Source organism: Streptomyces sp. NPDC006655, from assembly GCF_040703965.1.
GTDB lineage: Bacteria > Actinomycetota > Actinomycetes > Streptomycetales > Streptomycetaceae > Streptomyces.
Genome location: NZ_JBEYJU010000036.1, coordinates 45,272 through 70,759, shown reverse-complemented (window position 1 = coordinate 70,759; position 25,488 = coordinate 45,272). Strand labels below are relative to the sequence as shown.

The following is a 25,488-nucleotide window of genomic DNA, read 5'->3' as shown; positions in this document are numbered from 1 at the left end:
GCACTACTGGTTCGGCCCGTTCGGGACATAGCGTCCGCCTTTCAGGAAGTCGGCCTTGGGCAGCTTGTAGCCGTGGATGAAGCGGGACGTGATGATGACGATCACGCCCTTGTCCTCGTCGTAGGCGACGGGATTGCCGGTCCGGGAGTCCCTGTGCGTGCCCTTTCCGCGCCAGCCCTTGAAGTACTCGGCCATGGCCTTCAGGTCCCGGCCGATGCCCGGGATGCTGTGGTCCGCGGCCTCCTTGGAGTCTCCCATCATCCGCTTCCACTGGTACTCGATGCCGTCGGCCACGTCGGGCTCGTACTTCTCGTCGAAGAAGTCCAGGATTTCGTAGGACAGGTCGGCCAGCTCGTCGAGGTTGCAGAGGTCCGGTTCGTCGTCGCCCGAGGCGGCGGCAGCCGCCACCGGCACCGGTGAGGACGACGTCGCCGACGAGAAGGCCGCGGTCAGCGCCGACGGCTTGCGCACACACGCCGGAAGGCCGGGCTCCTTCTTCGCCTTCTCGGCCAGCTTGCGCAGCTTGTCCAGGGTGCGCTTCGCCTTGGCCGACCCCTCGAAGAACTCGGTGACCCCCTTGGAGACCTTGATGATCGCCTTGCCGACCGCGGGGATCTTCGTCAGCGGTATGGCCACGCCGACCACGTTGACCAGCGTCCACAAGCAGCTCTCGACGTCACCCTTGGTGAAGCAGTTCTTCAGGTCGGTCCAGCCGATGTAGTCCAGGAGGATCTGACCACCGTTCTGCTTGACCCAGGCCAGCAGGTCCATCGAGGCGAGCGCCTGGGCCGCGCGGTACTGGTCCAGGCACTCCTGACCGCAGACGCGCAACAGGGCGGCCTCCAGGTCACTGCTCAGTGCGGGGGCGTCGTACGGCTGGTCGACACGCTGCTTGCGGAGGGCCTCCAACTGCTCGCGCTGTGCCTTCTCGGCACGGTCCGCTGCGGCGTCCGCTTCCGTGGCGTGCCCCTGTGCGTCGGCGGCCGCCTTCTCGGCCTTGACGGCATCCGACTCGGCAGCGGAGGCGACCTGGTCGGCCTGTGCGGAAGCGCTCTCGGCGGAGTCTGCCGAGGAGCGGGCGCTCACGGCGTCCCGCTCGGCCTCGGTGGCATCACGGTCCGCCTGCGCGGACGCCGACTCCGCCTCGTTCGCCGCGAAGTTGGCGTAGAAGGCGTCGGTACCCGCCTGCTCGTCGTATTTCTGAGCGCTCGCGTCGGCCTTCTTCGCCGCCGCCGCGTCCGCGGACGCGGCGGCGGCCGAGGCGTTCGCGGCGGCGGCGGAGTCGACCGCCTGCACCGCGTAGGCGGCCGCGTCGGCCGCTGCCTGAAGAGCGATCTTGGCGTCGCCGGCCGCCTTGTCGGCCAGCGCCTTGGCCTGCGCCGCCGCCTTCTTCGCCTCGTCCGACTTGGCCTTGGCCGCGGCGGACTGCTGCTGAGAAAGGGTCTTGGAGCTCTGGCCGACCAGTACCGCGAACGCGGCGGAAGAGTCCGACTCCTGGTATGGAGAGCCGAGGCTGATCGCCTCGTCGGCCGTCCTGGTGGTCGCAGTGGCCGCGTCCCGGGCGGCCTGCGCATACTGTGCCGTGGCGGTGGCGTACCCGGCGGTCTTCGCCGACCATGCTGCCGTCTTGACGGCCTCGGCCTGTGCGGCGGTGGCTTCCTTGCGTGCGGCGATGGCGGCGGCCTGGGCCTTCTTGGCCTCGCCGTCGGCCTTCCTCGCCTTGTCCTTCGCCTCTGCCGCCGCGTCGATCGCCTCGGCCGCCGCCGCGTGCGCGGTGGCCGCGGCCGCGTTGGTCTTTCGGTACGCGGCCTGGGCGGCGTCCGCCGCCGAACGGGAACGTGAGGCCGCTGCCTCTGCACGGGTCGCCGCCGCACGGGCGCTCACCGCGGCTGCCGACGCGTCGTCCGCCGCGGCCCTGGCCCGGCTCGCTGCCCCGGCGGCAGCGGTGGCCGCACCCCGTGCCTCGGTGGCCGCCTGCCGGGTCTCGGTGGCGGCGTCGGTGCCCGTGGCCGCCGCAGCCGCGGATTCGAGAGCGGCGGCCCGGGACGCGGTGGCGTCGCGCTCGTGCTCGGCCTTCACCGCCTCGTTGCGCTTCTGGAAGGCGAGACGGTCCGCCTCCTCGGCCGCGGCCCGCTTCTCGGACGCCGTGGCGCCGGCCGTGCTCGCGTCCGAGAGGGCCCGCTGGGCGTTGCTCTCCTCGGTACGCGCCCGGGCTTCCGCCGCCTGGGCGTTCTTCCGTTCGGCAGCCGCCTTGTCCCGCTCCCGCTCGGCATTCGCCTTCTCGGCCTCCGCGACGTCCCGCTGCCGCTTCGCCTCGGCGGCCCCGGTCCTGGCGTCCTGCTCCGCCTTCTCGGCCGTCGCGCGGGCGTTCTTCGCGGTGGTGGCGTCGGCCGCGGCCTCGGCGGCCAGTTTGGCCGCCGAGTCGGCGGCGGCCTTCGCCTGTGCCTTGGCCTCCAGTGCGGCCGTCTTGCGGAACTCGGTGTTCAGCGCGTGCGTCTGGGTCTTGGCCAGTGCCAGGAGCGTCTGGGAGTCGGCCACGGTGGCCTTCGCCGCGTTGGAGGCGGTCAGCGTGGCCTTCGCCGCGGCTTGGGCGGCGGCGTACGAGGCCTTGGTCACCTGCACCGACTGCTGGGCGTACAGGAGGCCCCGGCCACGGGGCAGCTTCGCCGCGTCGGCTGTCTGCCAGGCCTTCTGCTGCTGTGCGGTCACGGTGTCGGCGGCCGTCTTCGCCCGTGCGACGGCCGCGTCCGCCACGGTCACCTGCTTGGCCGCGGCGGCCTTCGCCGCGTTCAGGTCGGCCGTCGCCTTGGTGAAGTCGGCGGCCTTGGGGTAGTTGAGGGAGTCCTTGTGGCCGGCCCAGTACTTCTGCCAGTACAGGACCTGGTCCGCGAGCCACGCCTGGCGGACCGCCTCGGTCATCGCCTCGGTGGCGGCCCGCGTCTCCTTCGCGGCGGCGGCCTCGGCGGCGACGATCTGCTTACGCTGATCGGCCTGGGCGGCGTACTCCGCCTCCCACTCCGTGTAAGCCGCGGTGACGACCCCGGTCAGCACCCGGTAGTGGTCGATGGGGTTGTCGCTGTCGCAGGCGGCCCATGCCTGCTTCAGTGCCTCGACCTCGGTGCGGAACTCCAGCGAGTCCGGCTCGGGGGCCTTGGTGGCGAAGCCGCCGAAGCGCAGGAAGGTGGCGATGTCGTTGGCCGAGGAATAGCCCAGGTTGGTCGTGTCGAGCAGTTCCCTGCCGGCGACGTCCTTGTAAGCGGCAGCCCAGGCGTCGTCGCCGGTGTCGAACGCGTCGAGCACCTTCTTGGCCTGGTCCAGGGAGGCCTGGCCGGGGTGCGGGGTGGGGTCGTCCTTGGCCTTGCCGTACAGCTTCTGCTGTGTGCCGAGGGTGAAGGTGACGATGTCCGCGCCGAACTCGGGGGCCCAGAAGTCCCGGCCGTTCGAGGAGTTCACCGAGCGGTACGGCTTGTTGGTCTCGTCCAGTTTGGTCTGGCGGTCCCGGAACGCGTTCAGGGCGGCGATTCCCGCGTCCTGATCGCGGGCGGCGGCCTGGCCCCACTCGCCGAGCAACGCGTCCGGCGTCACGAAGGCGTGCAGTGCGGCGTCCGTGCCGGTGAGCTTGGCCGCTGCGGCCGCCTTGAGGTCGGGGCCGCCGAAGTGCACGGCCTGACCCGCCTGGCAACGGTCCGCGCGGGCCTGGGCGCCCAGGCTGATGCGCAGGGTGCGCTGGTAGGGGTTGGCCGGGTTGTCGCCCGGCTCGTCAGCGGCGGCGGCGGCGGCGGCGGGGACCGCATAGACGAGTCCGCCGAGCACCGCTGCGGCGGTGACGAGCGCGGTGCCGGCGATGCTCCGCCGGAGCCGCCTTCCCCCGGTGCGTCTGTATCTGTTCCTTTGTGCTGTTCGCACGTCCGTTCCTTCCTCTGGATGGTCAGTCCGTCAGTCGGTCCGCGCAGAAAGCAGGCAGGAAGCAGCGAAGGATGAAAAAGGCACAGATCCCCCTGTGGCGTGTGGTCGACACGCCGCCCCGCCCCCCTCCCCCGGGGACGTGATCATCCTGTCAGGGCAGGGCATTTTACGAAAGCAATATCGGCGATTTATTCGTGCTTTTGAAATCACCCCCTCCCCCAAGGGGCAGTAAACGCGACTGTGCCCCGCCGAGTTGGTACTCGGCGGGGCACAGTCTCCTCGCGGCTCCCGAACGGGTCCCTGGTGATGCTCAGCCGGTGCCGTCGGTGGTGTACACGTGCATCCCGGGCACGGTCAGGGTGCCTCCGAACTGGCCCGCCTGGACGACCTTCACGTTGGTGAAGTAGATCAGCGGGATGTTCAGCGGCGGCGGGTTGTCCGGGCTGAACGTGATCGGGATCAGGCCGAAGAGGTTGCCGGAGATCGACTCCGTGTACATCGTCGTGTCGCCGTCGCGGATCGTGGACTTCGAACCGGCGGCCGCCTGGACGTGGTAGGTCTTGTCGATCTTCGTGTCCTTGACCGTCTGGTGCAGGTCGACGATGTCCGTACCGCCCGAGATGACGTACTTCAGGACCTTCTTCGTCTTGCCGCCGGCCGTCCGCACCTCGACGACGCCCTGGTAGTCGGCGCTCTTCAGGGTCAGCGCGCTGGCGCTGAGGTACCAGGGGTCGTCCGCCACCGTCACCTTGTTGTCGACGCCGCTCACGGCGCCGGTGGCGGTCTTGCAGTCGTCCGCCGACGCACTGGAACTCGCGGACGGGCTCGGCGAGGCGCTGGAGGTGGCGTCGCCGGCCGCCTTGGTGGCGTCCTTGGTGACCTCGCCGGCCGCCTTGGTGGCCGTGCCGGTGCTGTCCTTCACGGTGTCCGTGACCTTCTTGACGGTCTTGGACACGGTGTCGGAGCCGCTGTCCTTGCTCGACGAGGAGGACGAGGAGGACGCGGAGGACGCGGAGGACTTGGACGACGACGAGTCGGCGGACGACGAGGCCGACGGCGACGGGGTGGCGCTCGCCGCGGAGTCCGACGAGGACGCACCCGTGCTGCCGCCGCCGAGGATGCCGGTGATGGCGTCCCCGATGGAGCCCAGCAGACCGCCGCCGCCACTGCTCGCGGTGGCGGACGGCGACGGGGTGGCCGTCGCCCCGGAGCCGGACGAGCCCGAGGACGAGCCCGAACCGTCCGACGAGGAGGACGACTTGGTCGCGGACGGCGTCGGTTTCGCCGCGTCGTCGGAACCTGAATCCGACGAGGACGACGTACCGGACGACGACGCCGAGCCCTTGGTGCCGGACGACGCGGTGGCCGAGGGGGTCGCCGAGTCCGTGGCCTTGTCACTCGCGCTCGCCGAGGCGGAGGGCGAGGCGGAGTCCAGGGCGGAGACGCAGTTCTTGTAGTCCTCGGCGAGGCTCTTCGACGCCGCCGGCGACGTGTTGTTCGTGTCCGCGATGGCGAGCGTCGAGGTGAAGCCCATGCCCATGATGACGGCCGTCGGCATCGCCACGCTGGCTATCGCCTTGCCGGCCGGCATCTGGAACCTGGTGAACAGCGGCCTCTTGGGTGCCGCGTGGCGCGGCCCGGTTCTCACACGGGACTCGTCCACCTCGGTCCCGTGGGTCACCTCGTCAGCCGGCACTGTGCCTCCCGTTCGCCCCGTTCACCGGGCTCGTTCCTGACAGGTCGTTCGACTCCACGCCGTCCGGGCCCGGGTAGTAGGCGGCGTCCTGCGGGGCGTTGTCCCCGGCCGGCGGGATCTCGCCCTCCGGCTGCGGCTGCCGGGGTACGGCAGGTCCCCAGGCCACCGCCATCGCCCCGCCGATCAGGGCGAGCAGGAAGCCCATGATGAAGCCGCCGAAGTTGGACACCGGAAGGGACACCAGCGCCAGCAGGATCGCGGCGACCCCCGCGAACGTGCGGATGTGCTTCTGGAACCAGACGCTGATGCCCAGGACCACGAGCAGCACACCGATGATCAGGGACCCGGCGCCCGCGGTGGTCGCCATCGCCACCGTCAGGCTGCCGATCTTGAGGTGCGCGTACGGGAAGTACATGATCGGGAAACCGGCGAGCAGGATGTAAAGACCGGCCCAGAACGGCCGCGTGCCCCGCCAGGCGCGGAACTGCTGCCTCCGGCGGGTGAACTGGCCGGGTGTGGCGGCAGGGGTCTCGGCGCTCATGGAAAACAGCTCCCTGGTGCGGCGTTGCTGTGGTGGTGGTGCTGTGCGGTGCGGCGGTGGTGCGTCGTACCGCGTGTATCGCCCACGAGGAGTGGGCGGAAGGTGGCCGGGCGGGAGCGCCGTCGGCTCCCCCGCCCGTCACGGAGTGCCTAGTAGCACTCCTCACCCTTCGTCGAGATCGACATGTGCAGACCGCTCAGCTGGAAGGTCGCGGCGGTGGTGGCCCACGCCGTCTGCCGCACCTTCGTCAGTTCGGCTTCGTCCGCTTCCTGCCCGAACCCGTTCGGGTTCGCCGTGCCGGCCTTGACCTCGTCCTGGTTGATACCCGGACCCTTGGTCATGCTTCCCGCAGCGACACCAATGTTGATGTTCTTGAACGTCGCGTTTTCGGTCTGCAGGTCGTCGAGGTCGATGTACAGCTTGCTGGCCTCGACCGGGTGGTTCGGGTCGGTGCCCGCCCGCAGGATCAGGCTGACGTTCCCGAAGAACGGCACCTTGGGCGTGACCACCGACTGGCACAGGTTGGTGATGGTCGCCTTGTTGAATGCCGAGACCGCCACCGGGTGGACATTGTCCTTGGAGACGGTGCTCCCCATGTCGACGGCACCGTACTGCTCGAAGCCATAGCCATGGAGCGAGTCGGCCGCGACCTTGAACTGCTGGCCCGACACACTGAACGACGCGGCCAGAGCACCCTGCGCGAGGGCGACACCTATACACGCCGTGGCGGCGACGCTGGGCACCATGACCACAGCGAACCGCTTCCATCTGGTCCCGCCACGCACCTGGGACTCCATATTTCCTCCTTCTCGGACGTACATCTCCTGGCCCGGAATCGCCCCCAACGGCGGCTCAGCCGGGCAGGGATGGGAGAAGTGCTACGTCCTCGGAAGGGGAGCGCCCGCGCTCAGAGGCGCGAACCGCACCTCGATCACCGGCGATCACCCCCGAGCGACAACCACTGGTCGCGCCTGACACGCATCACGCACAACCTTGCCGGACAGGCTTCGCCGACAGGCGAAGACCCCCCTGCCCAAGAGCCGGCGTCACTGCCGCCGACTCTGCTCGGTGGGGACCCAGATGAACCCGTGAGCCCGACCGGCTGTCGGGGTACGGGAATGGACCGAGCGTCGCCGATCGTGGTGCATTCTCGGCGCCCGCACAAGGGGCTTCGTTACTGGGTAGTAACGGCGGGATAACCGACGGACGACCTGCCGGTCTCGGAGTGCGACGCTGGGTGCTGTCGAGGGGTGGAACAAAGCTGTTGATACTTGGACGGAACCAGACAGGTCAACGCCCTTGTTTTACTGCGAGTAACAGCGGCTGCGATTACCAAGATTTGGTAAAGAGCAGCCGCTGTGACCCCTTCTCGGCCAATCTTTCACTCGGGCATCACATGGCGTGACGTTTAGCGACTGGTCAGAACCCGGTTCAGAACAGCGCCCGCGCCAACGCCCGGCGTGCGCCCACGACGCGCGGGTCGTCGGTGCCGACCACCTCGAAGAGTTCGAGCAACCGCCGCCGTACGGCGTCCCGGTCGTCCCCCGCGGTCCGCTGCACGGTCTCGATCAGCCGCCCGAAGGCGTCCTCCACGTGCCCGCCCACCAGGTCCAGGTCCGCCGCGGCGATCTGCGCCTCGGCGTCGGCGGGCTTCTCCGCCGCGTCCTTGCGCACCTGCTGGGGGTCCATCCCCTGCACCCGCTGGAGCAACTCGGCCTGCGCGAGCCCCAGCTTGGCCTCGCTGTTGGCCGGGTCGTCGCTCAGCACGTTCTGGTACGCCCGGACCGCGCCGCCGAAGTCACCGGCGTCCAACGCCTGCACCGCGGCTTCGAGGAGCGCGTCGTACGGCCCGGCCGGCGCCGCGGCCGGCGGCTGGGCGCCCGGCTGCGCGTCGGCGTCGACGACGAGCCCGGTGAGCCCGAACCGCTGCTCGGCGACCTGGATCAACTGGTCGAGGGTGCCCCGGATCTGCTCCTCGCCCGCCGCCCCCTGGAAGAGCGGCAGCGCCTGCCCGGCGACGACCGCGAAGACGGCCGGGATCCCCTGGATCCCGAACTGCTGCATCAGCATCTGGTTGGCGTCGACGTCGATCTTGGCCAGCAGGAAGCGGCCGTTGTACTCGACGGCGAGGCGCTCCAGGACCGGGCTCAGCTGCTTGCAGGGCTGACACCACTCGGCCCAGAAGTCGATGACGACGGGGACTTCGGCGGACCGTTGCAGGACATCGCGCTCGAAGCCTGCTTCGTCGACGTCGATGACCAGGTCGGCCGGGGCGACGGCACCGGTACCACCCTGCCGGGCCGCTTCGGCGCGCGTCTGCTCGGCCTTGGCCTTGGCCTCCTGGGCCGCCTTCACCGCGGCGAGGTCGACGACGCCGCTCATGGACATGTTCCGTGGCTGCATGCGTCTATCCTCCCCCGTTCCCGCGCGTGTGTGAAAAGCATGGTGAAAGCCGGGCCCACGGCCCCCTCCAGGCGGGCTCAGCTTTCGCTACGACCCGTAGCGTAATGCCATCGGGCCTCCGCGCGACACCGAATCCCGGTGATCTCCCTCACGACCCCACCCGAACCGCCGGTTATGGTCGTGGGATGCAGAGCCGCACCCCCGCCAGCCGTACCGGCCGCCCGCGCAGCGCCGCCGCGGACGCGGCGATCCTGGCGGCGACGCGGCAGGCACTGGTGGAACTGGGCTGTTCCAAGCTGACGTTGGGGGACGTGGCGACCCGGGCCGGGGTCGCGAAGACCACCCTCTACCGTCGCTGGGCGGGCAAGAACGAGCTGGTCGTGGACGCGGTGGCGGAGCTCTTCGACGAACTCGAACTGCCCGACCGCGGCAGCCTGGCGGACGACATCGAGGGCGTGGTGCTCCAGTTCGCGGCCATCCTGGACCGCCCGGAGGCGAAGAGCGGGCTGATGGCGGCGGTGGCCGAGTCGACCCGGGACGAGGCACTGCGGGAACGCATCCGTACCTCGATCGTGGACCGCCAGAAACGGCTGGTCCTGGAGGGCCGGGAGCGCGCCCAGCGGCGCGGGGAGCTTCCCGCGCAGCCCGACCCGCGCGAGGCGGACCGCACGGCGGATCTCATCTTCGACGTGGTGGCGGGGTCGGTGGTGCACCGCGCCCTGGTGAGCGGCAAACCGGCGGATCAGGAGTGGGCGCGCGGCCTGACCAGGCTCCTGCTGCTGGGCCTGGCGGGCGCGGCGGAGGACGCCGCGCCGTGACCACGGTGCCGGTCCCGCCGCGCGCGGGGACGCCGGCGCCGGCTCGCGGCCGCCGCCCGCCACCGGCCGTCCGGTGCCGCGGCTCTAGAAACCCGGCGGCTCCGTGTACACCCCCCACTCGTCCCGCAGCGTCCCGCAGATCTCGCCCAGGGTCGCCTCCGCGCGTACCGCGTCGAGCATCGGGGGGATCATGTTGGCGCCGGAGCGGGCGGCGGCCAGTACGGCGTCCAGGGCGGCGCGCACCGCGCCGTCGTCCCGCGCGGCCTTCCGCTCGCCCAGCACCCGTACCTGCTCCCGCTCCACCTCGTGCGAGACCCGCAGGATCTCCAGGTCCCCGGTGACGGAACCGGTGTGCACGTTGACGCCGACGACCCGCTTGTCGCCCTTCTCCAGCGCCTGCTGGTACCGGAAGGCCGACTCGGCGATCTCCCCGGTGAACCAGCCGTCCTCGATGCCCCGCAGGATCCCGGAGGTGACCGGCCCGATCGGGTGCCGTCCGTCCGGGTGGGCGCGCAGCCCGCGCTCCTTGATCTGGTCGAAGATCTTCTCGGCGTCGGCCTCGATCCGGTCGGTGAGCTGCTCGACGTACCAGGAACCGCCCAGCGGGTCGGCCACGTTGGCGACCCCGGTCTCCTCCATGAGCACCTGCTGGGTGCGCAGGGCGATCTCGGCCGCCTGCTCGCTGGGCAGCGCGAGGGTCTCGTCGAGGGCGTTGGTGTGCAGCGAGTTGGTCCCGCCGAGCACCGCGGCGAGCGCCTCCACCGCCGTGCGCACCACGTTGTTGTAGGGCTGCTGGGCGGTCAGCGAGACCCCCGCGGTCTGGGTGTGGAAGCGCAGCCACTGCGACTTCTCCGACCGGGCGCCGTAGACGTCCCGCAGCCACCGGGCCCAGATCCGGCGTGCGGCGCGGAACTTGGCGATCTCCTCGAAGAAGTCGACGTGCGCGTCGAAGAAGAAGGACAGGCCGGGTGCGAAGACGTCGACGTCGAGGCCGCGGCTGAGGCCCAGTTCGACGTACCCGAAGCCGTCGGCGAGCGTGTAGGCCAGCTCCTGCGCCGCCGTCGCGCCCGCCTCGCGGATGTGGTACCCGGACACGGAGAGCGGCTTGTACGCGGGGATGCCGGCCGCGCAGTGCTCCATCAGGTCACCGATGAGGCGCAGATGGGGCTCGGGCTGGAAGAGCCACTCCTTCTGGGCGATGTACTCCTTGAAGATGTCGGTCTGGAGCGTGCCGTTGAGGACCGACGGGTCGACGCCCTGCCGTTCGGCGGCGACCAGGTACATGCAGAAGACGGGTACCGCGGGCCCGCTGATGGTCATGGACGTCGTCACGTCGCCGAGCGGGATGTCCTTGAAGAGGACCTCCATGTCGGCGGCGGAGTCGATGGCCACCCCGCAGTGCCCCACCTCGCCGAGCGAGCGCGGGTCGTCCGAGTCGCGTCCCATGAGCGTCGGCATGTCGAAGGCGACGGACAGACCGCCGCCGCCGTTGCCGAGGATCATCTTGTAGCGCTCGTTGGTCTGCTCGGCGTTGCCGAACCCGGCGAACTGGCGGATGGTCCAGGTCCGCCCGCGGTAGCCGGTGGGGTACAGCCCGCGCGTGAAGGGATATTCACCCGGCCAGCCGATCCGCTCGAATCCCTCGTACGTGTCACCCGGGCGGGGCCCGTAGGCAGGCTCCACGGGGTCACCGGAGAGCGTCGTGAAGTCGGCGTCCCGCTTGCGGGCCGCGTCGTAGCGGGCCTGCCAGCGTCGGCGGCCCTCCTCGATGGCGTCAGCGTCCATACCCTCGAATTTACTAGGACGTCCAAGTAAATGTCGATGGAGAACCGCCGCACGGGTGTCCGTACGGCGGTGTGTTCCGGCCCTCAGGCCTTGGCCGCGACCGGCGAGGGCTCCGTCACCTTGGCGTCGAGCTCGCGGGTGACCTTGCGCTCCACGAAGAAGGCGGCCGTCGGGATCGTGCCCGCCAGCAGCACCCACAGCTGCTTGCCGACCGGCCACTTCGCCTTGGAGCCCAGGTCGAAGGCGAAGACCAGGTAGACGACGTAGAGCCAGCCGTGCGCGATGGCGACGACCCGGGTGACGTCGGCCGCACCGGAGATGTCCAGCCCGTACTTGGCGATCATGCTCAGGCACAGCAGCACCAGCAGCACACCGGTGACGTAGGCCAGGACGCGGTAGCGGGTCAGCACGCTCTTTTTCATGGGGACGAGCGTAACCACCCGTTCCGGGAGATCTTGCCCCGGGGCACGGCTCGGCCCAGGGCGCGGTCAGTCCTCGTCGAAGTCGTGCGCGGCGACCCTGAGCGGCCGCAGCATCGCGAAGATCTCCCCGCACTCCTCGGCGTCGTACACGCCGAGCCCGAAGTCCATCGCCATCAGGTCGCGGGTGGCCGCCTCGACGACCGCGCGGCCCTTCTCGGTGATCGTGGCGAGCGTGCCGCGGCCGTCGTTGGGGTTGGGCCGCCTGGCGACCAGACCCGACTTGACCAGCCGGTCGACCGTGTTCGTCACCGAGGTGGGATGCACCATCAGACGCTCACCGATCTTCGACATCGGCAGTTCGCCGGCCTTGGAGAAGGTGAGCAGGACCAGCGCCTCGTAGCGCGCGAACGTCAGCCCGTACGGTTTGACCACGGCGTCGACCTCGGCCAGCAGGATCTGCTGGGCCCGCATGATCGACGTGATCGCGGCCATCGACGGGACGCTCCCCCAGCGCTGCTTCCAGAGGTCGTCGGCACGGGCGATGGGGTCGAAGGGGAGACTGAGTGGCTTGGGCACGCCCCCGACCCTACCGGCCGGTCATATAGCGGTCAGCCCTGTCTCGGCTTTCGGTCACCTCCGCGACGACCGCGAGATCCCGGCCCGGTCACGAGCCCGCGGGCACCGTCCGCCGGGCCGCCGCCGCGAGGGCGCAGCAGCACACCGCGCCCACCGCACCGGCGCCCGCCACCGTGGCCCGAACCCCCACCGCCTCCGCCGCCACCCCGGCCAGCGTCATGCCCACGCCCTGGATGGTCATCAGCCCCGCGCTGAGCACCGTCATGGCCCGGCCGCGCAGTTCCGTGGGCACGGCGCGCACGAACCACTGGTCCAGGCCCAGCGTGTACGCCGAACCGGCGCCGGCCAGTGCCAGGAGCAGCGACGAGACGGCGAGGGAGGGGTGCAGCGCGTAGCCCACAGGTACGGCAGCAGGGTGAGGCAGACCAGCGGCAGGGCGATCCGTTCCCGGGCGGCCGGGCCGAGCCGGGCCCCCGCGTACAGCTCCCCCGCGACCGTGCCGACCGGCAGCGCGCACATCAGCAGCCCGAGCCCGGGGAGCCGGTGCCGAGGGCGTCGGCGTAGGGGGCGGCGAGGGCCTCGGGGACGACGGCGAACATCGCCGGGACCCAGAAGAGCAGGAGGAGGCGGCGGACCGGGGGGTCGGCGAGCACCCGCCGGGTGCCGCCCTGCTCCCGGGTCCCGGCGCCGCGGGCGCGGGCGGGCCGGTGCCGGGTGCCCAGGCGCAGCAGCACGGCCGAGGCGAGGAAGCCCGCGACGGTGATCAGCAGGGCGTGGCGGGGGGTGAGGACGGCGAGCAGCAGGCCGCCGAGGCCGTGCCTGGGAGGTCCTGGTGGCCCCGGACTGGCCCCGGCTGCGCGCCCTGCTGGAGGCGGACATCGCCTTCCACTCCCGGCGGCTCGCCGAGGTCGGCCTGGGCGGCCTGCTGCCGGAGATCCACCGCGACTGCGCATGGCGCAGCGGGACGCTGACCGTGCGGTCGGCGGGCCGGTACGAGCGGCACCTCGGCGGACAGGGCCTGGTGCTGATGCCGAGCGTGTTCACCTGGCCGGACCTGATCAGCACCTTCGACCCGCCCGCGCGCCCGACGCTGGTCTACCCCGCCCGGGGCATCGGCGGCCTGTGGACGGAGCCCGCGGCCACCACACCGGACGCGCTGGTACGGCTCCTGGGCCGGGGCCGCGCCGCCGTGCTCGGCGCGCTCACCGACCCCGCGAGCACCACCGCCCTCGCCCACCGGCTCCGGCTGGCCCCCTCCTCGGTCTCCGCGCACCTGACGGCGCTGCGGGACGCGGGCCTGCTGACCTCCCGCCGCTACGGCCACCAGGTGCTGTACGAGCGGACCCCGCTCGGCATCGCCCTGGCGTCGGGCGCGACGGCCCCCGGGGACGACTGAGCACCCCGGCCCGTGCCGGCCCGGGGTGCTCGGTGCGTGCCGTCGGCTATTCGGCGAGGTACCGCTCGACCGTCGCCACCTTGCTGGTGAGCCCGTCGGTGACGCCGGGCCGAATGTCCGCCTTGAGGACCAGGGAGACCCGCGGGGCGCGCGCCTCCACGGCGGCGACGGCGCGCCTGACGACGTCCATCACCTCGTCCCACTCGCCGGAACATGCACACCCTGGAGTACATGAGCCATCTAGCGCCCGTTCCAGCCGTCCGGCGCTGGTATGAGCCCCGCCCGCCATGCGACCCGGCATCGGTACAGCCACCCCTCCGCGTCCGTCTGCGCTGCCCACTCCAGCGGACTACCGGCCAGCGAGCAGAACGCGCGCATGCGCCGGTCCAGGATTCCCCACCCTTGCCCACTGACAAGCCGGGTCACTACGTATCGAGTTTTCATGATCGGAAGCATAACTGTGCCCCACCTAGCACGGGGCCAGATGGGGCATAGACTGCGGCAGGCAGGTTCCGGGGCGCTAAGGACGCTCCGGAGCCTGCTTACTCCCACTCAAAGGTCATGTCCCGCTCCCCTCGTTCGTTCACGGTCGGTACCTCCCGGAGCATTGCGCCAGCACCTTCCGGCATGGGCGCCTGGTTCCAGAGCCACGCCATCCGGCAGCGCATGAGCCACTCGCGCGCTTCGCTGGCCGTCCGCCATTCAAGCGGCATGTGTTCCACGATTGCGTACCCGACGGCCAGCGTGCACCAGTCGCGCAGCGTGTGATCCCAAATGCCGTAGGGACCCTTGCCTTTCTGGATCACGGCGTACCGGCCGCTGGTGATGCTCACGCGCGCTCCATTCTGGCGAGCCATTCCCGTGCTGCCTTGGCGTTGTGGAACCTCAGCGGCTGGAGTTCGCCGAAGTCGTCTGGGAGCTTGCAATACGCCTCCCCCATCTCACGGTCAATGATCTTGTACGGCCGGGACCAATGCGCGAACGGATCTTGCACAACCGCATAGCGCTCTGTGTCTAGTTCTGTGTTCACAGACACCAGAGTTCCACGCTGATCGGCCCAGCGGAACCCCGCCAGCGACCACCAGCCGATCGTGTGGCGGTCACCCCGTCTGTCTGCATGGTGTGCCGTAGTGGCCCCCAGTAGGCCGTCAGAAGCTTCGCCAGCGTCTCCGGGTCCTCTCGCCCGTACGTGCGCCTGAGAGCCGCTGTGAGGGCGTCTGTGACGTCTTGGACGGCATCCGCCACCCCGTCCCCATCGCACGCCTCGACTCGCTTGTTTCCTCCGGCCAGCTCACGCCCGGCTAGCCGCCACTTGTATCCAACAGTCATGCCCTGAACCTATCGTCATCGCTGCGCTGCTGGAGTCCGTAGAGATCCGCCAGCGCCCCCTCATGCGGCACGTCGTACTTGTCTCGTACGTGTGGCCCGCTGTCGGCCAGTGGGGGTGGGTCGACTACCGGCGCCATCCTCAGCGTGCGCACGTCCGTGGCCCCTGTGTCGACAAGCTTCCTGTCGTCGTGCTCGGTGTAGTAGGGCACGTGTAGCTGAGCCTGAAAACACAGGTTCTCCCACGCTGGCCAGTAGACCCAGGGTTCGCCCACCGGCATGTGTCCGGCCCATTCCCACTGGCCGCACACCCGGCCACTGAACCGCCCTCGCGTGGTCAGTCGTATGTGCGCCCCGCCCGTCAGGTTGGAGCCCCAGCGCCCGTACGCCTTGAGCACGCGGAGCAACTCCGGACGCGTGTAGACGTACTCGTTTGCTGGCCCGGCGGGGTGCACGACCCATGCCCAGCCGTTCGGTGTGTTCGTGGCTATCTCAATGAAAACGTCGAGCGTGGGCACCATGTGATCTTCCGGTTGTTCTTGTCCGCATGTGGGGGGCGGAAGTTTCAACGTTAAGAGATCGCTAAGGTCGGAAACCGACGGATAATCAGGAAACCGTCTGTTTCTGGGGAAACCAGCAGGTCAGCGCCATGTTCGCATTGCAGTCAAATTTACGCAAAGTCGCTTGCGTACGCACAGCGTTCGATGATACCGAACAGTAACTTACGCCACCAAAAAGCGGCTAGGTGGGTAAATTTACCCGCCCTAGCCGCCTGCCTGCCCTGCTACCGCTCCGCCTTGAACCGTTCTACTGCCTTCCGACCTTCCTCCGCCCATCGGGACTGCTGGTCGTTCACCCAGTGGTACACGTCCCGAAATTCGCTGTGCTCAAGCCCCAGACCCAGCGCGCGGAGTTCCTTGATCGTGCGGTGCGCAGCGAAGTTCTCACGCCCCCGACGCTCACCAAGGTACCGGCTCCAGAGGTTCCAGACGTCCCACATGGCTCCCAGGGAGATCTCAACTTCCCTGCCACCCGACACCGGAATTCGTACCATCTCGACCGCCTTTCCGTGGAACGCGACCCAGCACCGGGCGTCGGCCAGTGCCATGCGCTCCGTGATGTACCCAGCGGAGCGGAACACGATGCGGTCCCCGTTGCGAACCTCGCCGTAGTGCTTGCCGTTGCGCTGCGCTGCCGTGATGTTCATCGTGCCCGCCCCTTCGCTGTGTTGACCTAACGAGGGAACACTAAAGGGCCCGCACCCGTAGATGCAAGCCCCTTGGTGGGTAAATTTACTCGGCTGCCTCAACCGGGACCACGCGATAGGTGGTGGTCCCCCGCGTGTGGTTCTTGGCGAACTCACTTGCCGCCTTGGTGGCGTTCACCTCATTCTGTGACCAGCGCCATACGCCGTAGCGGTACCGGGGACCTGACTCAGCGGTTCGCGCGTCGCGCTCATGGGTTTCCGCGCGCTTGTCATAGTCGGCCAGCACGCGCCGGATCTCCACCTTTAGATCAAGCGGGCCGGTCTCGCTGGCGCCGTACTCGGAACCGAGCCAGAACCGTTCGCCGTCCGCGTGCAACAGGTACACATCCGAACGCTTCGAGTAGTTCGCCACGGGTGAAGACTTGCGCACCACCTTCCCGCCCTTCACTGCCTCAATGAACTTGGCCTTTTGGGCGCGCACAGCCTTGGCTTGCGCGTGCTGAATCCGGGCGGACGCCCAAAGATCTTGCTTGGACTCAACGGCGTGCGTGTAGATCTTGGTTTCGCTACGGCGGGTGGACTGAGTACCGTCCGGGTGGATCACTACCGTCTCGCGCCCCTTGGCCATGGCTTCAATCTCCCACTCTGAGCAGTGCTTTTTGCCGTTATCAAACCGAACGCCGTAAGTATAGCGCCCGTAGCCGTGGCTGTCCCATTCTTCCCCATGGTCCACCACCTGAGATACGTGCCCCTCAGCGCCGGACAGACCAGCCGCTTCCCCTATGTACCTGACTGCCTGCCCTCGCGTGTACATCCTTGCCCCTCCCCTACCGTCGAACCAACTCCGCACACGCTAAGGGCCCGCCCCTCAGCCGTCAAGCTGAAGAACGGGCCCAGTGGGTAAATTTACCCGGCTGACTTGTGGTGCTTGGCCTTGGGCCGATGAGTGACCTTGCCCACACTGGGGTAGTAGTGCGAGTCACCCTCAGGCTTGGCCGTGGCGCTGGCCGTTGGGCCTCCCCCGTCGCCGTTGTTGAGCGGGTCGGCGGTACCGCAACCAGCCGTGAGGCTGAGCACCAGACCAGCGAGGCCGACGGCGAATGCTCGTTTCATGCGCGAGTCTCCAATGGGTGGGTAAATTTACCCGCTGGGGTAACGACTTGGCGCACACCAGCGGCTCGAATCAGCGTCCAGCATGAGGGGCACGGTTCGTCAGTGACATACAGCGTGGCGCCGCTCAGCTCTGCCGGGTCGGCGTGGCGTAGGGCGTTGCGTTCGGCGTGGTCGGCAATGCAGTTGGCGTAATCGGCATTCGCTGCGCATTCGCTGTAGCTCAGCTGTCCACGCGGGCAGGCTCCGGCGCTGGCGCATCCTGGAATTCCACTGGGCGCGCCGTTGTATCCGACTCCGCGCACTTCGTTGCGTGCGTTTACCAGAATGGCGCCCACCTTCCGCCGGGTGCAGTCCGCGCGAGTAGCCGCCCAGGATGCCCCGGCTAGGAAATACGCGTCCCAGTCGGGGCGACCGTTACCAACTACGTGTGTAGATTCCACGGCCCGTACTCCGGTTGGTGTATCACTGCTTGGCGTACTGGTCACAAACCGAGACGAATACGGGATGCACAGTCACGGCGCCCTTATAGCCGATCACCGTTACCCACTGAGTATCTGTGTGGCTCCGCACGCAATCCGGCCCGGGGTCACAGGCCGAGAGGCCCAGCAGCGAAGCGAGCATGGCGGCTACCGCGAGAGCGACGCGCTTAGTCCTGCCGGACAATGGGGGCCCCAATCAGCGCGGTAAGAATGGTCATGGCCTGAGAATCGGTGAAGCCCATTTCCACCAGAGCCTCAAAGATCTCTCGGTACTGCGCCGCAATCTTCCGGGACGCGCTGAACATGTCGAACATGGGCTATACCTCACTCTCGTTTTCGTCGTCACCCAGCAGGAATCGCGCATAACGCTCAGTGGCCGCTATCTTGTCGGCGAATTTCACGCCATCCTGATAGCCCCTGCCGTTGGTCGCCATCGCGTCCACTATTTCTCGCGCCTTGATCAGTGCCTCAAGTCTGGTCACTCTCCACCTCCGGCAAAGTCCTGAAAGCTGTTTGGTGCGATATTCCTTAGGAGCGCAAGGGCTTCCCGCGCGAATTCCTGTATCTCGGCATCGGCGCTGGGCGCGTACCGCTTGCTCATGACGTCACGCCACGCCCGGAGGTTACCGGTTACCACCATGTCGACCGGCGCGGCATTTGGCAGTACGGCCCTAGCCGCTTCGCGGGCCTGTTTGCGGTTCGCGCCTCGGGCCACCAGTGAGGCCGTAAGTGTCTCGTATGAGATCAGCGCGTTGCCGTACACATCGCGCAGCACCTTGGAAATCTCAGGGTCATCGCGCAGCGCCGGAGGGATGACCGGCTCAGTCTCGCCGTACGGCACGTAGCGCTGACTGACCACGCTGAACGACAGATGCCGGTGCCGGGTCAGCTCGGCTAGCAGGCTCCGGCTCACGCCACGCACCAGGAACGTCACTGAGGAGTGTTCTAGGACGCTGTGATGGCCTTGGGCCAGGATGTTCCCCAGGTACCCGGCGTTCGTCGCTGTAGCGGGCCTCTGGCGGCCCCACGACAGGTAGCAGATGCGTCCGGCTGCCTCGCTCAGCGCGTCAGCATCTGTGGGTATCGGCTGGCCCACCTCGCCATGCACCCGGTACCCGTACTCACGCTCAAGCGCGTTGTCGTAGTGCACTTCTGTCGACGCGATGATTTCAACCTTCATGGGCGTAAGCCCCTCTCGTTCGTAGAACTGGAAGGGGCAGCGAGGGAGGGCACGTCGCGCGTTCCAGTCCCTCACTGCCCCGGCTTGTGGTGACCTACTTGATTCCGGCCAAGTCCTCAACGAACCAGATGATCAGCACCAGCCAAAGCGTGATCATCCAAAACACGAACCGAAGGTTGTTCTTCACGTTCTCTCCCTCAGATGGCGGTGCCCGAGCACTGAAGACGCTTGATCAGCGGGACGGAGTCAGCGAGCGACCGCGTAACGCTGCTGATGGTTTCCCCCTGCGCATTGCGCGTCACGAATTCGATACCAGGTCGGCCGCGCTGAATGGTGACCGTGTGGCCGCTGGTGAGTCGGTAGGTCTGCATGGCTACGCCTCCGTGAGGGATTCGGTACCGATCAGCACTGCCTTTGCAGCGCGGAAAACCGTCTGTCCGTCTGCGCCAACCCGTGCTTGTTCGTCCGGCACTTCGTAGACGTGAATCTCAAAGCCGCTCATGGCCAACTGGTGTGTCCACCCCTCGAACCATTCTGCGAGCGATTCACGGGAGTCCAACCCACAGACTTCGTCGTAAGCGATTCCGCCAAGCTTCGGGTCACCGTATGGCGCGTTGTGCGTGTCGTCACAGTGATCGAATCGCATGCTGAAGATGCGCTCTCGATCTTCTGCCGGAAGGCTGTAGGGGTCCACGTACGGCCCCAGGGGCAACCCGCTCGATCCGCTGATGATGGACCGGTGCCCCACTCGCCAGACCTTCACGCGGTCACCTCCGCACCAGCGGCGCCCGCAAGGTACAGCTCACGGAACCGGGCGTGTCCACGGGCGCGAATCGACCGGACGGAGACCTTTTCGCCGAGCCCCAGCGCCTCACCGATTTCGCGGTCCGTGTCCATCGGCGGAACCGGGTCGATTCCGTAAGTCGCCTTGAGTACGAAAGCCTGCTGGCGGCCCATGCGGTTCAACGTGGCGTGAACGGCTTCCTTGATGGCCTTACGGTGCCCGCGCTCAATGTCAGCGGAATCCGCGAGGTCATCCGGGATACCCACGTACTTGTCCGCGACCACTTCCACCAGCGTCCGGGTCTGCTCACTCGGGTCACCAAGCATGTTCGGGCCCGCCGGAATCGGTGCATCCAGGTACCTGAGCCCCTGCCACGAAAGGCGCGCGGCGTAGGCCATCTCTCGGGAGAGCCGCTCACGGCCCAAGCAACCGTCCACCCGCTGTGCCTCGCGCTCCGCCTCGTACGGGTCGCCAGCGCACACCGTGAGGCAGCGCTCAAACCGGCGCGCCGTGTCCTCGCTGACTCCGGGGCGGGTCTCGCAGCGTCGCTTGTCGTCCATGACTCCGCGCAGCGTCCGATCGATGTAGGTGAAGAACTGAGCGACGCTGTCACCCTCGAAGCGGGCTATGCACTGCCAGACGGCCACGCGTCCCTCTTGCTCAAGGTCCTCTGCAAGATCGTGGTTCCGGACCCCACCGTTAGCCGCGTACTTGTTGGCCAACTGACCGATGCGCGGTTCGAGTGCTGCGAGAACCTCGGTGACGGCCTGAAGATCGTTGGCGGCTGCCGCGCGGATCTGCTCAACGGTGAGATCGATCATGGTTTTGCTCCGTTTCTCAGGTGTGGTTGCGCTAGAGCGCAAGGGATTCCTGAGCGGAGCTAGGCCACGGCGTGAGCTGGGTCACACTTGGTTCGGGGCATGAACAAGCCCCGCACAGGAGTCGTAACTCCCGGCGGGGCGTGGCCTTTGCTGACCGCCGTTCGTTGTGCCGTGAACGTATGCGTGAAACGCCATGTAAGGAAGGCGTGAAAACCGCAGGTCAGCGGGCTAGACGATCTTCACAACCTGTGAAAGCAAGGTGAAACACCTGTGTCCGCTGTGAATGCAGCGAAGCTACGCACGTAGATCGAAGGGGTTACCAACGGAAACATGACTGAGAACGCACGACGATGCGTCAGGGTCAAGATTCGGTCACGTCGCGGTGGGTAAATTTACCCGCCATGAGCCGTCGCTCTTAGTGATCGCAGGTACTCATAGGGGTCACGATCCGCTTTCGTGACGTTACAGAGCGCGCATGCTGGCCACAGATTCCAGACAGCGTCGGCTCCGCCTCGGGCTAGCGGCTGGAAGTGGTCGGCATGTTCCCAGGGTGCGCCGCAGTAGATGCATGCCCATGCGTCCGCTTCTACCCACTGTGCGTAGATTTCGCTCCGCGTAGGGGCGGGATCACTCCGCTTGCGCCGGTAGAACATCCCGCCCCCGCCCTTGGCTATGCCGCCGCTCCGTACAGGCTGCCCCAGCTATTCCCGCCGATTTCGGCCTCAGCCTCAATGGGGACTCCGCCGAGACTGAACGTCATGCAGCGCTCGAATTCCTTGGCGATTTCCTTAGCCTCAGCACGCGGGGCGCTAGCCAGAATTTCGTCATGGATGGGCAGCCGCATGTAATCCAACAGGCCGGATTCCTTGGCGGTAATCAGCGCGTTGCCCAGGCAATCCCGAGCAGTGCTCTGCACCACGTAATTCACGATGGCGTACGCGCGGTTACGGTCGACCGGCAGCCGTCGCCCGGTTTCGCTGACGCCGACCCAGGAATTCCACCGTGCCTCGCGCTGTAGCTTGTACGACCAACGCTTGATTTCCGGGTAGACCCGGTCATACTCCGCCATGGCTCGTCGCACGTCGTTTTCATCGGCGCCGGTTTGCCGGGCAGTGGTCGCGGCCCCTCCGCCGTAGACCTTGGAAAACCCGATTCCCTTACCAATCTTGCGGTGCTGCTTAGTGAAGCCGGGTCCCCAAACCTGACGTGCCGTAAAGTCGTGCAAGTCCTCGCCGCTGGCAATGGCCTCGCGCATCCGGCGGACGTTGGCCAGCGAAGCCAAGACACGCATCTCAACGGCAGTGAAGTCCGTGGAAATGATCACGTGCCCCGGTTCGGCCAGCAGTGCCCGCCGGATCATCCAGTCGCCAGACGGCAGGGTTTGCAGCGCCGGACGGGTAATCGACATGCGGGCCGTGCGAGCAACCAGCGAGCCTATGAACGGGTGTATGCGCCCGTTGGCATCCATGGACTCAAGGAACGTATCCGCGTACGTGCTGCGCCACTTACCGGCTCGCTTGGCCCGAATGACGGCATCCGCCAGCGGGTTGGGTGTGCGGGCCCCTACGCGCTTCCAGTCCCGGTCCAGGTCTGCCAAGTCAAGCAGTACGGCTTTATCCACCTTGAGAGCGCCGCTAGCCGTCCGCTCCGTCAGCGACTCCCCCATGCCGCAGAGAGCCTCAGCAATCTGCGCCGTACTGTTCACGTTGGCCACGCCATAGCGTTCCGCCGTCGCCCGGTACCGGAGTTCCTCGCCGCTCAGCTTGTCGGCAAGCCCCTGGGTGTATTCCTGATCCAGCAGGAAGCCGGTACGCATCATGTACGCACAGATGTAGGCAAGCTCATGCTCGTACGGTTCCAGCGCTGCCCGGACGTCCAGCCGTGCCATTTCGCGCCGGAGCGCCGGTTCCAGCCGGGACGTGTAGATCACGTCAAGACCTGCGTACAGGTTGTAGGTGGGATTCCGGATGTCGATTCCCCGCCAGCCGGTTTCCTTGGTGAGTCCCTCGCTGCGGAATACCGCCGTGAGGTCTCCGGCCGTGTCCGGCGCCGTGGGATCGATATAGAACGCGCTGAGCGGCTTGAGGCCGGTACCTATCCCGCCGTCCTGAGGCTGCCGGGGGTCGACCAGCGCGGCCAGTAGCCGGGTGTCAGTCGTCTTGGCGCTGAGCACTTCCATGGGAATACCCGCATGCCGGTCCAGCACAAGCCAATCGAACGACGCGTTATGGATCAGGAACCGGTCAATGACGCGCAGCGCCCACCGGGCAGCCTCCGCAAAGCGCCCGCCCCATTCCCAGCGGATGACCCATGCCGTCAGGCCGTCGCCAAACTGAACGGTGCGGAGTCCGTAGGTCGGGCTGAATATGTCAAGGCCGGTGGTTTCGGTGTCCAGCGCAATGGGACCACGTGCGTTGGCGCGCTGCACCCAAGCGAAGAACTCCCGCAAGTCATCATCGGTTTCCGGGACGTTGACCGTAATCGTGTCGCCCATGACGCCGAAATAGAAATTCTGCATGCATACCTCCTTAGGGCGAGGGAGCGCAAAGGCTTCCCCCGCCCCAGTGGCCGGGTAAATTTACCCATCAGTCCTTGCGGAAGATTCCGGGCCCGTCGGCCGCCTGTGGCGCGTCAGCGAGACGAACACCAACCAGGCCGACACCCTTGTTCGTGGCTTTCTTGTAAACGCCCCGCTCTTCCATGGCGCTGTAGAAACCGCGCCGGGTCCACCGTTCCTTGTTGGGGAGGTTCTCGGCCTCACACCAGTCGAGATACGCGGTGAATGCGTCGGTCCCGTTCATGGTGCTGCGCGGGTCCTTCACCAGCACAGCGGAGACGGCAGGATCGGCCGAGTAGAAACCGGCCAGCGCATCGGACGTGGCCCGGTACTCCGCCGTAGCGGCGCTGATGGTTTCCGGCTCCCCCAGTCCGCGCGCGTACCACTCGACAGCGCCACGGACGGCCCAAGCGGCGATTCCCTCGGCCTCTGCCAAGAGCTTGCGGTCAAGCTCATAGTCGCGCTCATGCGGGGCGAACCAGCGGGTGAACGGCACCAGCTTCACGCGTCGCCAGAGTCCTTCATCCTGCCCGCGAAAACGCGGCTTGTGGTTCGTCGCCAGCATGATCAGGAACTGAGGCTTGAACTCAAAGAACTCTTTCCGCAGGAACCGCGCCTGCATCATTTCCTTGCCGGTCGCTCGCTTGAGCGTGGCCTCACTCATGGCTTTGCCTGCCTCGCCCTCGCTGGCCATAACCAGGCGCGAGCCCCGCAGCGCTGCAATATCGTTCGGAATTCCGCCGTTGGCCTTTTCCTCAAACGTGGCAAAGCCGGTGGTCCGGGTGATGTTGCGGAAGACGCTCGTAAGCGTGTCCGTGAAAACCGATTTGCCGTTGGCGCCCTTGCCCCACAGCACGCAGAAAGCCTGTTCGCTGACGTCCCCGGTAATGCCGTAGCCAACCATCCGGCGCATGTAGTCGGGCAACTCTGGGTTGTCCGGGAAGATCTCCCGGAGGAACGACTCCCAGCGCGGAGCGGGGGCCCCCGGCTTATAGTCGATATCCAGCGAGACAGTCATCATGTCCGCCGGGTGATGCGGCCGGAGCTTTCCGGTGCGGAGATCCACGGTGCCATTGCGGAACGCCAACAGGTGGGTAGCGCTGTCGAATTCGTGGGAAGCCACGTGAACGCTGGGCACCGACTTCAGCTCTGTCAGGATGCTGTCAATGCCGGTCGTGTTCAGGAACGTCTTAGCGGCGGCAGTCTCGCCAGCAAGCGCCAGCGCGGCGCCCATACGGTGAATTTCCTGTCTGACCTTGGTTGCGCTCCGCTCCCAGACTCGGCCGTTCCAGACCATGAATCCAAGCTCCGGCGCGTGCTTGATCCGGCCGTCCGTCCACGCCACGAGTGCGTATGCACTGATCGCGTGCGACTCGCCGTATTGCTTGGTCAACTCCCCCAGCATGCGCGCGGCTTCAACGCCCTGGTCCCGGCTGACAAAGTCCGCTCCGGTGCGCTCAGCGAGGCTCTGCGTAGCCGCTTCCGCCTTGTGCTCATAGACGTCGACAACGGGCGTAGCCGCCTTGACGGCCGAGTGCAGCGACCGGGCAAAACCGTCGGGATCAGCCTCGCGCCAGTCCGTGAGATCCGGCCCGCCCAGGGGCAGCGCATAGACCGTGATCCCGTAGGGCTTGAGGCCGTCGGCAAGACGCCGGTTGAACTGTCGGCCCGCATCGTCGTCGTCTCCGCACGCGATGACCTGAGTGCCCTTGAGGCCGTCGGCAAGCTCACGGAGCAACTCAGGGTTACCCGCCAGCGCAGCGCCACGGATGGACACGGCGTCATAGCCCACGGAAACCGCTGTGAGGCCGTCTCCGGGCCCCTCAGAGACCAGGGTGACCCCGTAGCCACCCTGCCCGCGAAAGACGCCGTATGCGGCCCATCGGTGGCCCTCAGGGTTGGCCAGCGAGACCCAGCGACCGGGGCACGATCCGCTGAGGTCCCGACCCTGCAAGCCGCGCGGGCGACCGGCAAAGTCCTTGAGCGGAACCGTGAGACGCGGGTACGACGTGAACGCGCGCGAGGCATAACGGAACTGGACGCCGCGAGGCGCGTAGCCAAGCTCAAGATCCGCCATCGCATCGTCCGTCAGACCAAACCGGCCGTGTGCATAAGCACGAGCATCGTTGGCAGGCTTGTTGCTGTAGTCGAATAGGGCGATTGACGTAGTGTCAACGAAGTACGCCAGCGCAGCCACGTGACCGGCACCAGCCGGGGCAGGCGCTTCCTTGGGCACGGTCAGCCCCGGTCCCTCAGCGTTGAACAGATCGGCCATGGTGAGGCCGCACGCGTACACGACTGAGGGGGTGTCACAACCGGCACGGCAATGCAGCCGGACCCGGCCGTCCTCCCCGTACCACACGCGCAGCGAGGGCCGCGAGTCGTTGTGGCCGGGGCAGACGGCGAGGTATCCGTCAGTCGTCTCGCTGACGTCGCGGAACCGGCTCAGGATGTCTTGGAATTTCAAGGCTTTCTCCC

Annotated in this window: 24 protein-coding genes and 3 pseudogenes; 2 read left to right on the top strand and 25 right to left on the bottom strand. The window is 67.5% G+C overall.

What is annotated here, in order from left to right; all coding sequences use genetic code 11:
- Positions 1-3 precede the first annotated feature (3 nt).
- The 5 genes from AB0958_RS22055 to AB0958_RS22035 form a co-directional block, all read right to left on the bottom strand.
- A complete protein-coding gene (locus AB0958_RS22055; protein ID WP_366892155.1) occupies positions 4-3,906 on the bottom strand; it encodes a hypothetical protein in 3,903 nt (1,300 codons plus the stop codon).
- Between the two features lie 310 nt (positions 3,907-4,216).
- Positions 4,217-5,602, bottom strand: coding sequence for a hypothetical protein (locus AB0958_RS22050; protein WP_366892154.1), 1,386 nt, complete (start codon positions 5,600-5,602; stop codon positions 4,217-4,219).
- Entirely contained in the window at positions 5,592-6,143 is a 552-nt protein-coding gene (locus AB0958_RS22045; RefSeq protein ID WP_366892153.1) for a DUF6114 domain-containing protein, read from the bottom strand. Before AB0958_RS22045 ends, AB0958_RS22050 begins: the two co-directional genes overlap by 11 nt.
- Before the next feature lie 149 nt (positions 6,144-6,292).
- A complete protein-coding gene (locus AB0958_RS22040; protein WP_366892152.1) occupies positions 6,293-6,940 on the bottom strand; it encodes a DUF6230 family protein in 648 nt (215 codons plus the stop codon).
- A 634-nt stretch (positions 6,941-7,574) separates the two neighbouring features.
- Entirely contained in the window at positions 7,575-8,546 is a 972-nt protein-coding gene (locus AB0958_RS22035; RefSeq protein ID WP_366892151.1) for a tetratricopeptide repeat protein, read from the bottom strand.
- A 185-nt stretch (positions 8,547-8,731) separates the two neighbouring features.
- On the opposite strand from AB0958_RS22035, the gene AB0958_RS22030 reads away from it, so the two are divergent.
- A complete protein-coding gene (locus AB0958_RS22030) occupies positions 8,732-9,364 on the top strand; it encodes a TetR/AcrR family transcriptional regulator (protein ID WP_366892150.1) in 633 nt (210 codons plus the stop codon).
- 84 nt (positions 9,365-9,448) lie between these two features.
- Here the strand turns inward: AB0958_RS22030 and AB0958_RS22025 are convergent, their stop codons facing one another.
- The 4 genes and pseudogenes from AB0958_RS22025 to AB0958_RS22010 form a co-directional block, all read right to left on the bottom strand.
- Positions 9,449-11,149: a methylmalonyl-CoA mutase family protein gene (locus AB0958_RS22025; protein WP_366892149.1), complete on the bottom strand. Its 1,701-nt coding sequence runs from the start codon at positions 11,147-11,149 to the stop codon at positions 9,449-9,451.
- 83 nt (positions 11,150-11,232) lie between these two features.
- Positions 11,233-11,571: a DUF3817 domain-containing protein gene (locus tag AB0958_RS22020; RefSeq protein WP_358985293.1), complete on the bottom strand. Its 339-nt coding sequence runs from the start codon at positions 11,569-11,571 to the stop codon at positions 11,233-11,235.
- Positions 11,572-11,637: 66 nt separating this feature from the next.
- Complete coding sequence (locus AB0958_RS22015) at positions 11,638-12,147, bottom strand: MarR family transcriptional regulator (protein WP_366892148.1); 510 nt, start codon at positions 12,145-12,147, stop codon at positions 11,638-11,640.
- A 10-nt stretch (positions 12,148-12,157) separates the two neighbouring features.
- Positions 12,158-12,962, bottom strand: a pseudogene (locus tag AB0958_RS22010) (MFS transporter); the annotation flags it as partial.
- A 2-nt stretch (positions 12,963-12,964) separates the two neighbouring features.
- Between AB0958_RS22010 and AB0958_RS22005 the strand changes: the two are divergent.
- Positions 12,965-13,543, top strand: a pseudogene (locus AB0958_RS22005) (DUF5937 family protein); the annotation flags it as partial.
- Between the two features lie 46 nt (positions 13,544-13,589).
- Here AB0958_RS22005 and AB0958_RS22000 read toward each other — a convergent pair.
- From AB0958_RS22000 to AB0958_RS21925, 16 genes and pseudogenes are all read right to left on the bottom strand, one after another.
- Positions 13,590-13,751: pseudogene (locus AB0958_RS22000) on the bottom strand (thiamine-binding protein); the annotation flags it as partial.
- 334 nt (positions 13,752-14,085) lie between these two features.
- Positions 14,086-14,376 (bottom strand): hypothetical protein, encoded by a 291-nt coding sequence (locus AB0958_RS21995; RefSeq protein WP_366892147.1) that lies wholly within the window; start codon positions 14,374-14,376, stop codon positions 14,086-14,088.
- A 492-nt stretch (positions 14,377-14,868) separates the two neighbouring features.
- Complete coding sequence (locus tag AB0958_RS21990) at positions 14,869-15,390, bottom strand: hypothetical protein (RefSeq protein WP_366892146.1); 522 nt, start codon at positions 15,388-15,390, stop codon at positions 14,869-14,871.
- Positions 15,391-15,653: 263 nt separating this feature from the next.
- Positions 15,654-16,076, bottom strand: coding sequence for a hypothetical protein (locus AB0958_RS21985; RefSeq protein ID WP_366892144.1), 423 nt, complete (start codon positions 16,074-16,076; stop codon positions 15,654-15,656).
- 85 nt (positions 16,077-16,161) lie between these two features.
- Positions 16,162-16,812, bottom strand: a complete 651-nt coding sequence (locus AB0958_RS21980) for a hypothetical protein (protein WP_366892143.1) — start codon at positions 16,810-16,812, stop codon at positions 16,162-16,164.
- Positions 16,813-16,982: 170 nt separating this feature from the next.
- The gene (locus AB0958_RS21975; protein WP_366892142.1) at positions 16,983-17,189 is read right to left on the bottom strand and encodes a hypothetical protein; all 207 of its coding nucleotides are present in this window, start codon (positions 17,187-17,189) and stop codon (positions 16,983-16,985) included.
- On the bottom strand, positions 17,186-17,629 hold the full coding sequence (locus AB0958_RS21970; RefSeq protein WP_366892141.1) for a deaminase: 444 nt from the start codon (positions 17,627-17,629) through the stop codon (positions 17,186-17,188). The genes AB0958_RS21975 and AB0958_RS21970 overlap by 4 nt, the downstream gene beginning before the upstream one ends.
- A 206-nt stretch (positions 17,630-17,835) precedes the next feature.
- Complete coding sequence (locus AB0958_RS21965) at positions 17,836-17,982, bottom strand: hypothetical protein (RefSeq protein ID WP_366892140.1); 147 nt, start codon at positions 17,980-17,982, stop codon at positions 17,836-17,838.
- Between the two features lie 3 nt (positions 17,983-17,985).
- Positions 17,986-18,150 carry a hypothetical protein gene (locus tag AB0958_RS21960; protein ID WP_366892139.1) on the bottom strand — a complete coding sequence of 55 codons (165 nt, stop codon included), beginning with the start codon at positions 18,148-18,150 and terminating at the stop codon, positions 17,986-17,988.
- Positions 18,147-18,848: an FAD-dependent thymidylate synthase gene (thyX, locus tag AB0958_RS21955; protein WP_366892138.1), complete on the bottom strand. Its 702-nt coding sequence runs from the start codon at positions 18,846-18,848 to the stop codon at positions 18,147-18,149. Before thyX ends, AB0958_RS21960 begins: the two co-directional genes overlap by 4 nt.
- 197 nt (positions 18,849-19,045) lie before the next feature.
- Positions 19,046-19,219, bottom strand: coding sequence for a hypothetical protein (locus AB0958_RS21950; protein WP_366892137.1), 174 nt, complete (start codon positions 19,217-19,219; stop codon positions 19,046-19,048).
- 2 nt (positions 19,220-19,221) lie between these two features.
- Entirely contained in the window at positions 19,222-19,542 is a 321-nt protein-coding gene (locus AB0958_RS21945; protein ID WP_366892136.1) for a hypothetical protein, read from the bottom strand.
- A gap of 65 nt (positions 19,543-19,607) precedes the next feature.
- Positions 19,608-20,453, bottom strand: coding sequence for a sigma factor (locus tag AB0958_RS21940; protein ID WP_366892135.1), 846 nt, complete (start codon positions 20,451-20,453; stop codon positions 19,608-19,610).
- Positions 20,454-20,845: 392 nt separating this feature from the next.
- Positions 20,846-21,106 (bottom strand): HNH endonuclease signature motif containing protein, encoded by a 261-nt coding sequence (locus tag AB0958_RS21935; RefSeq protein ID WP_366892134.1) that lies wholly within the window; start codon positions 21,104-21,106, stop codon positions 20,846-20,848.
- Positions 21,107-21,123: 17 nt separating this feature from the next.
- Positions 21,124-22,971 (bottom strand): DNA polymerase, encoded by a 1,848-nt coding sequence (locus AB0958_RS21930; RefSeq protein ID WP_366892133.1) that lies wholly within the window; start codon positions 22,969-22,971, stop codon positions 21,124-21,126.
- Positions 22,972-23,038: 67 nt separating this feature from the next.
- Complete coding sequence (locus tag AB0958_RS21925; RefSeq protein ID WP_366892132.1) at positions 23,039-25,477, bottom strand: phage/plasmid primase, P4 family; 2,439 nt, start codon at positions 25,475-25,477, stop codon at positions 23,039-23,041.
- Between the last annotated feature and the right edge of the window lie 11 nt (positions 25,478-25,488).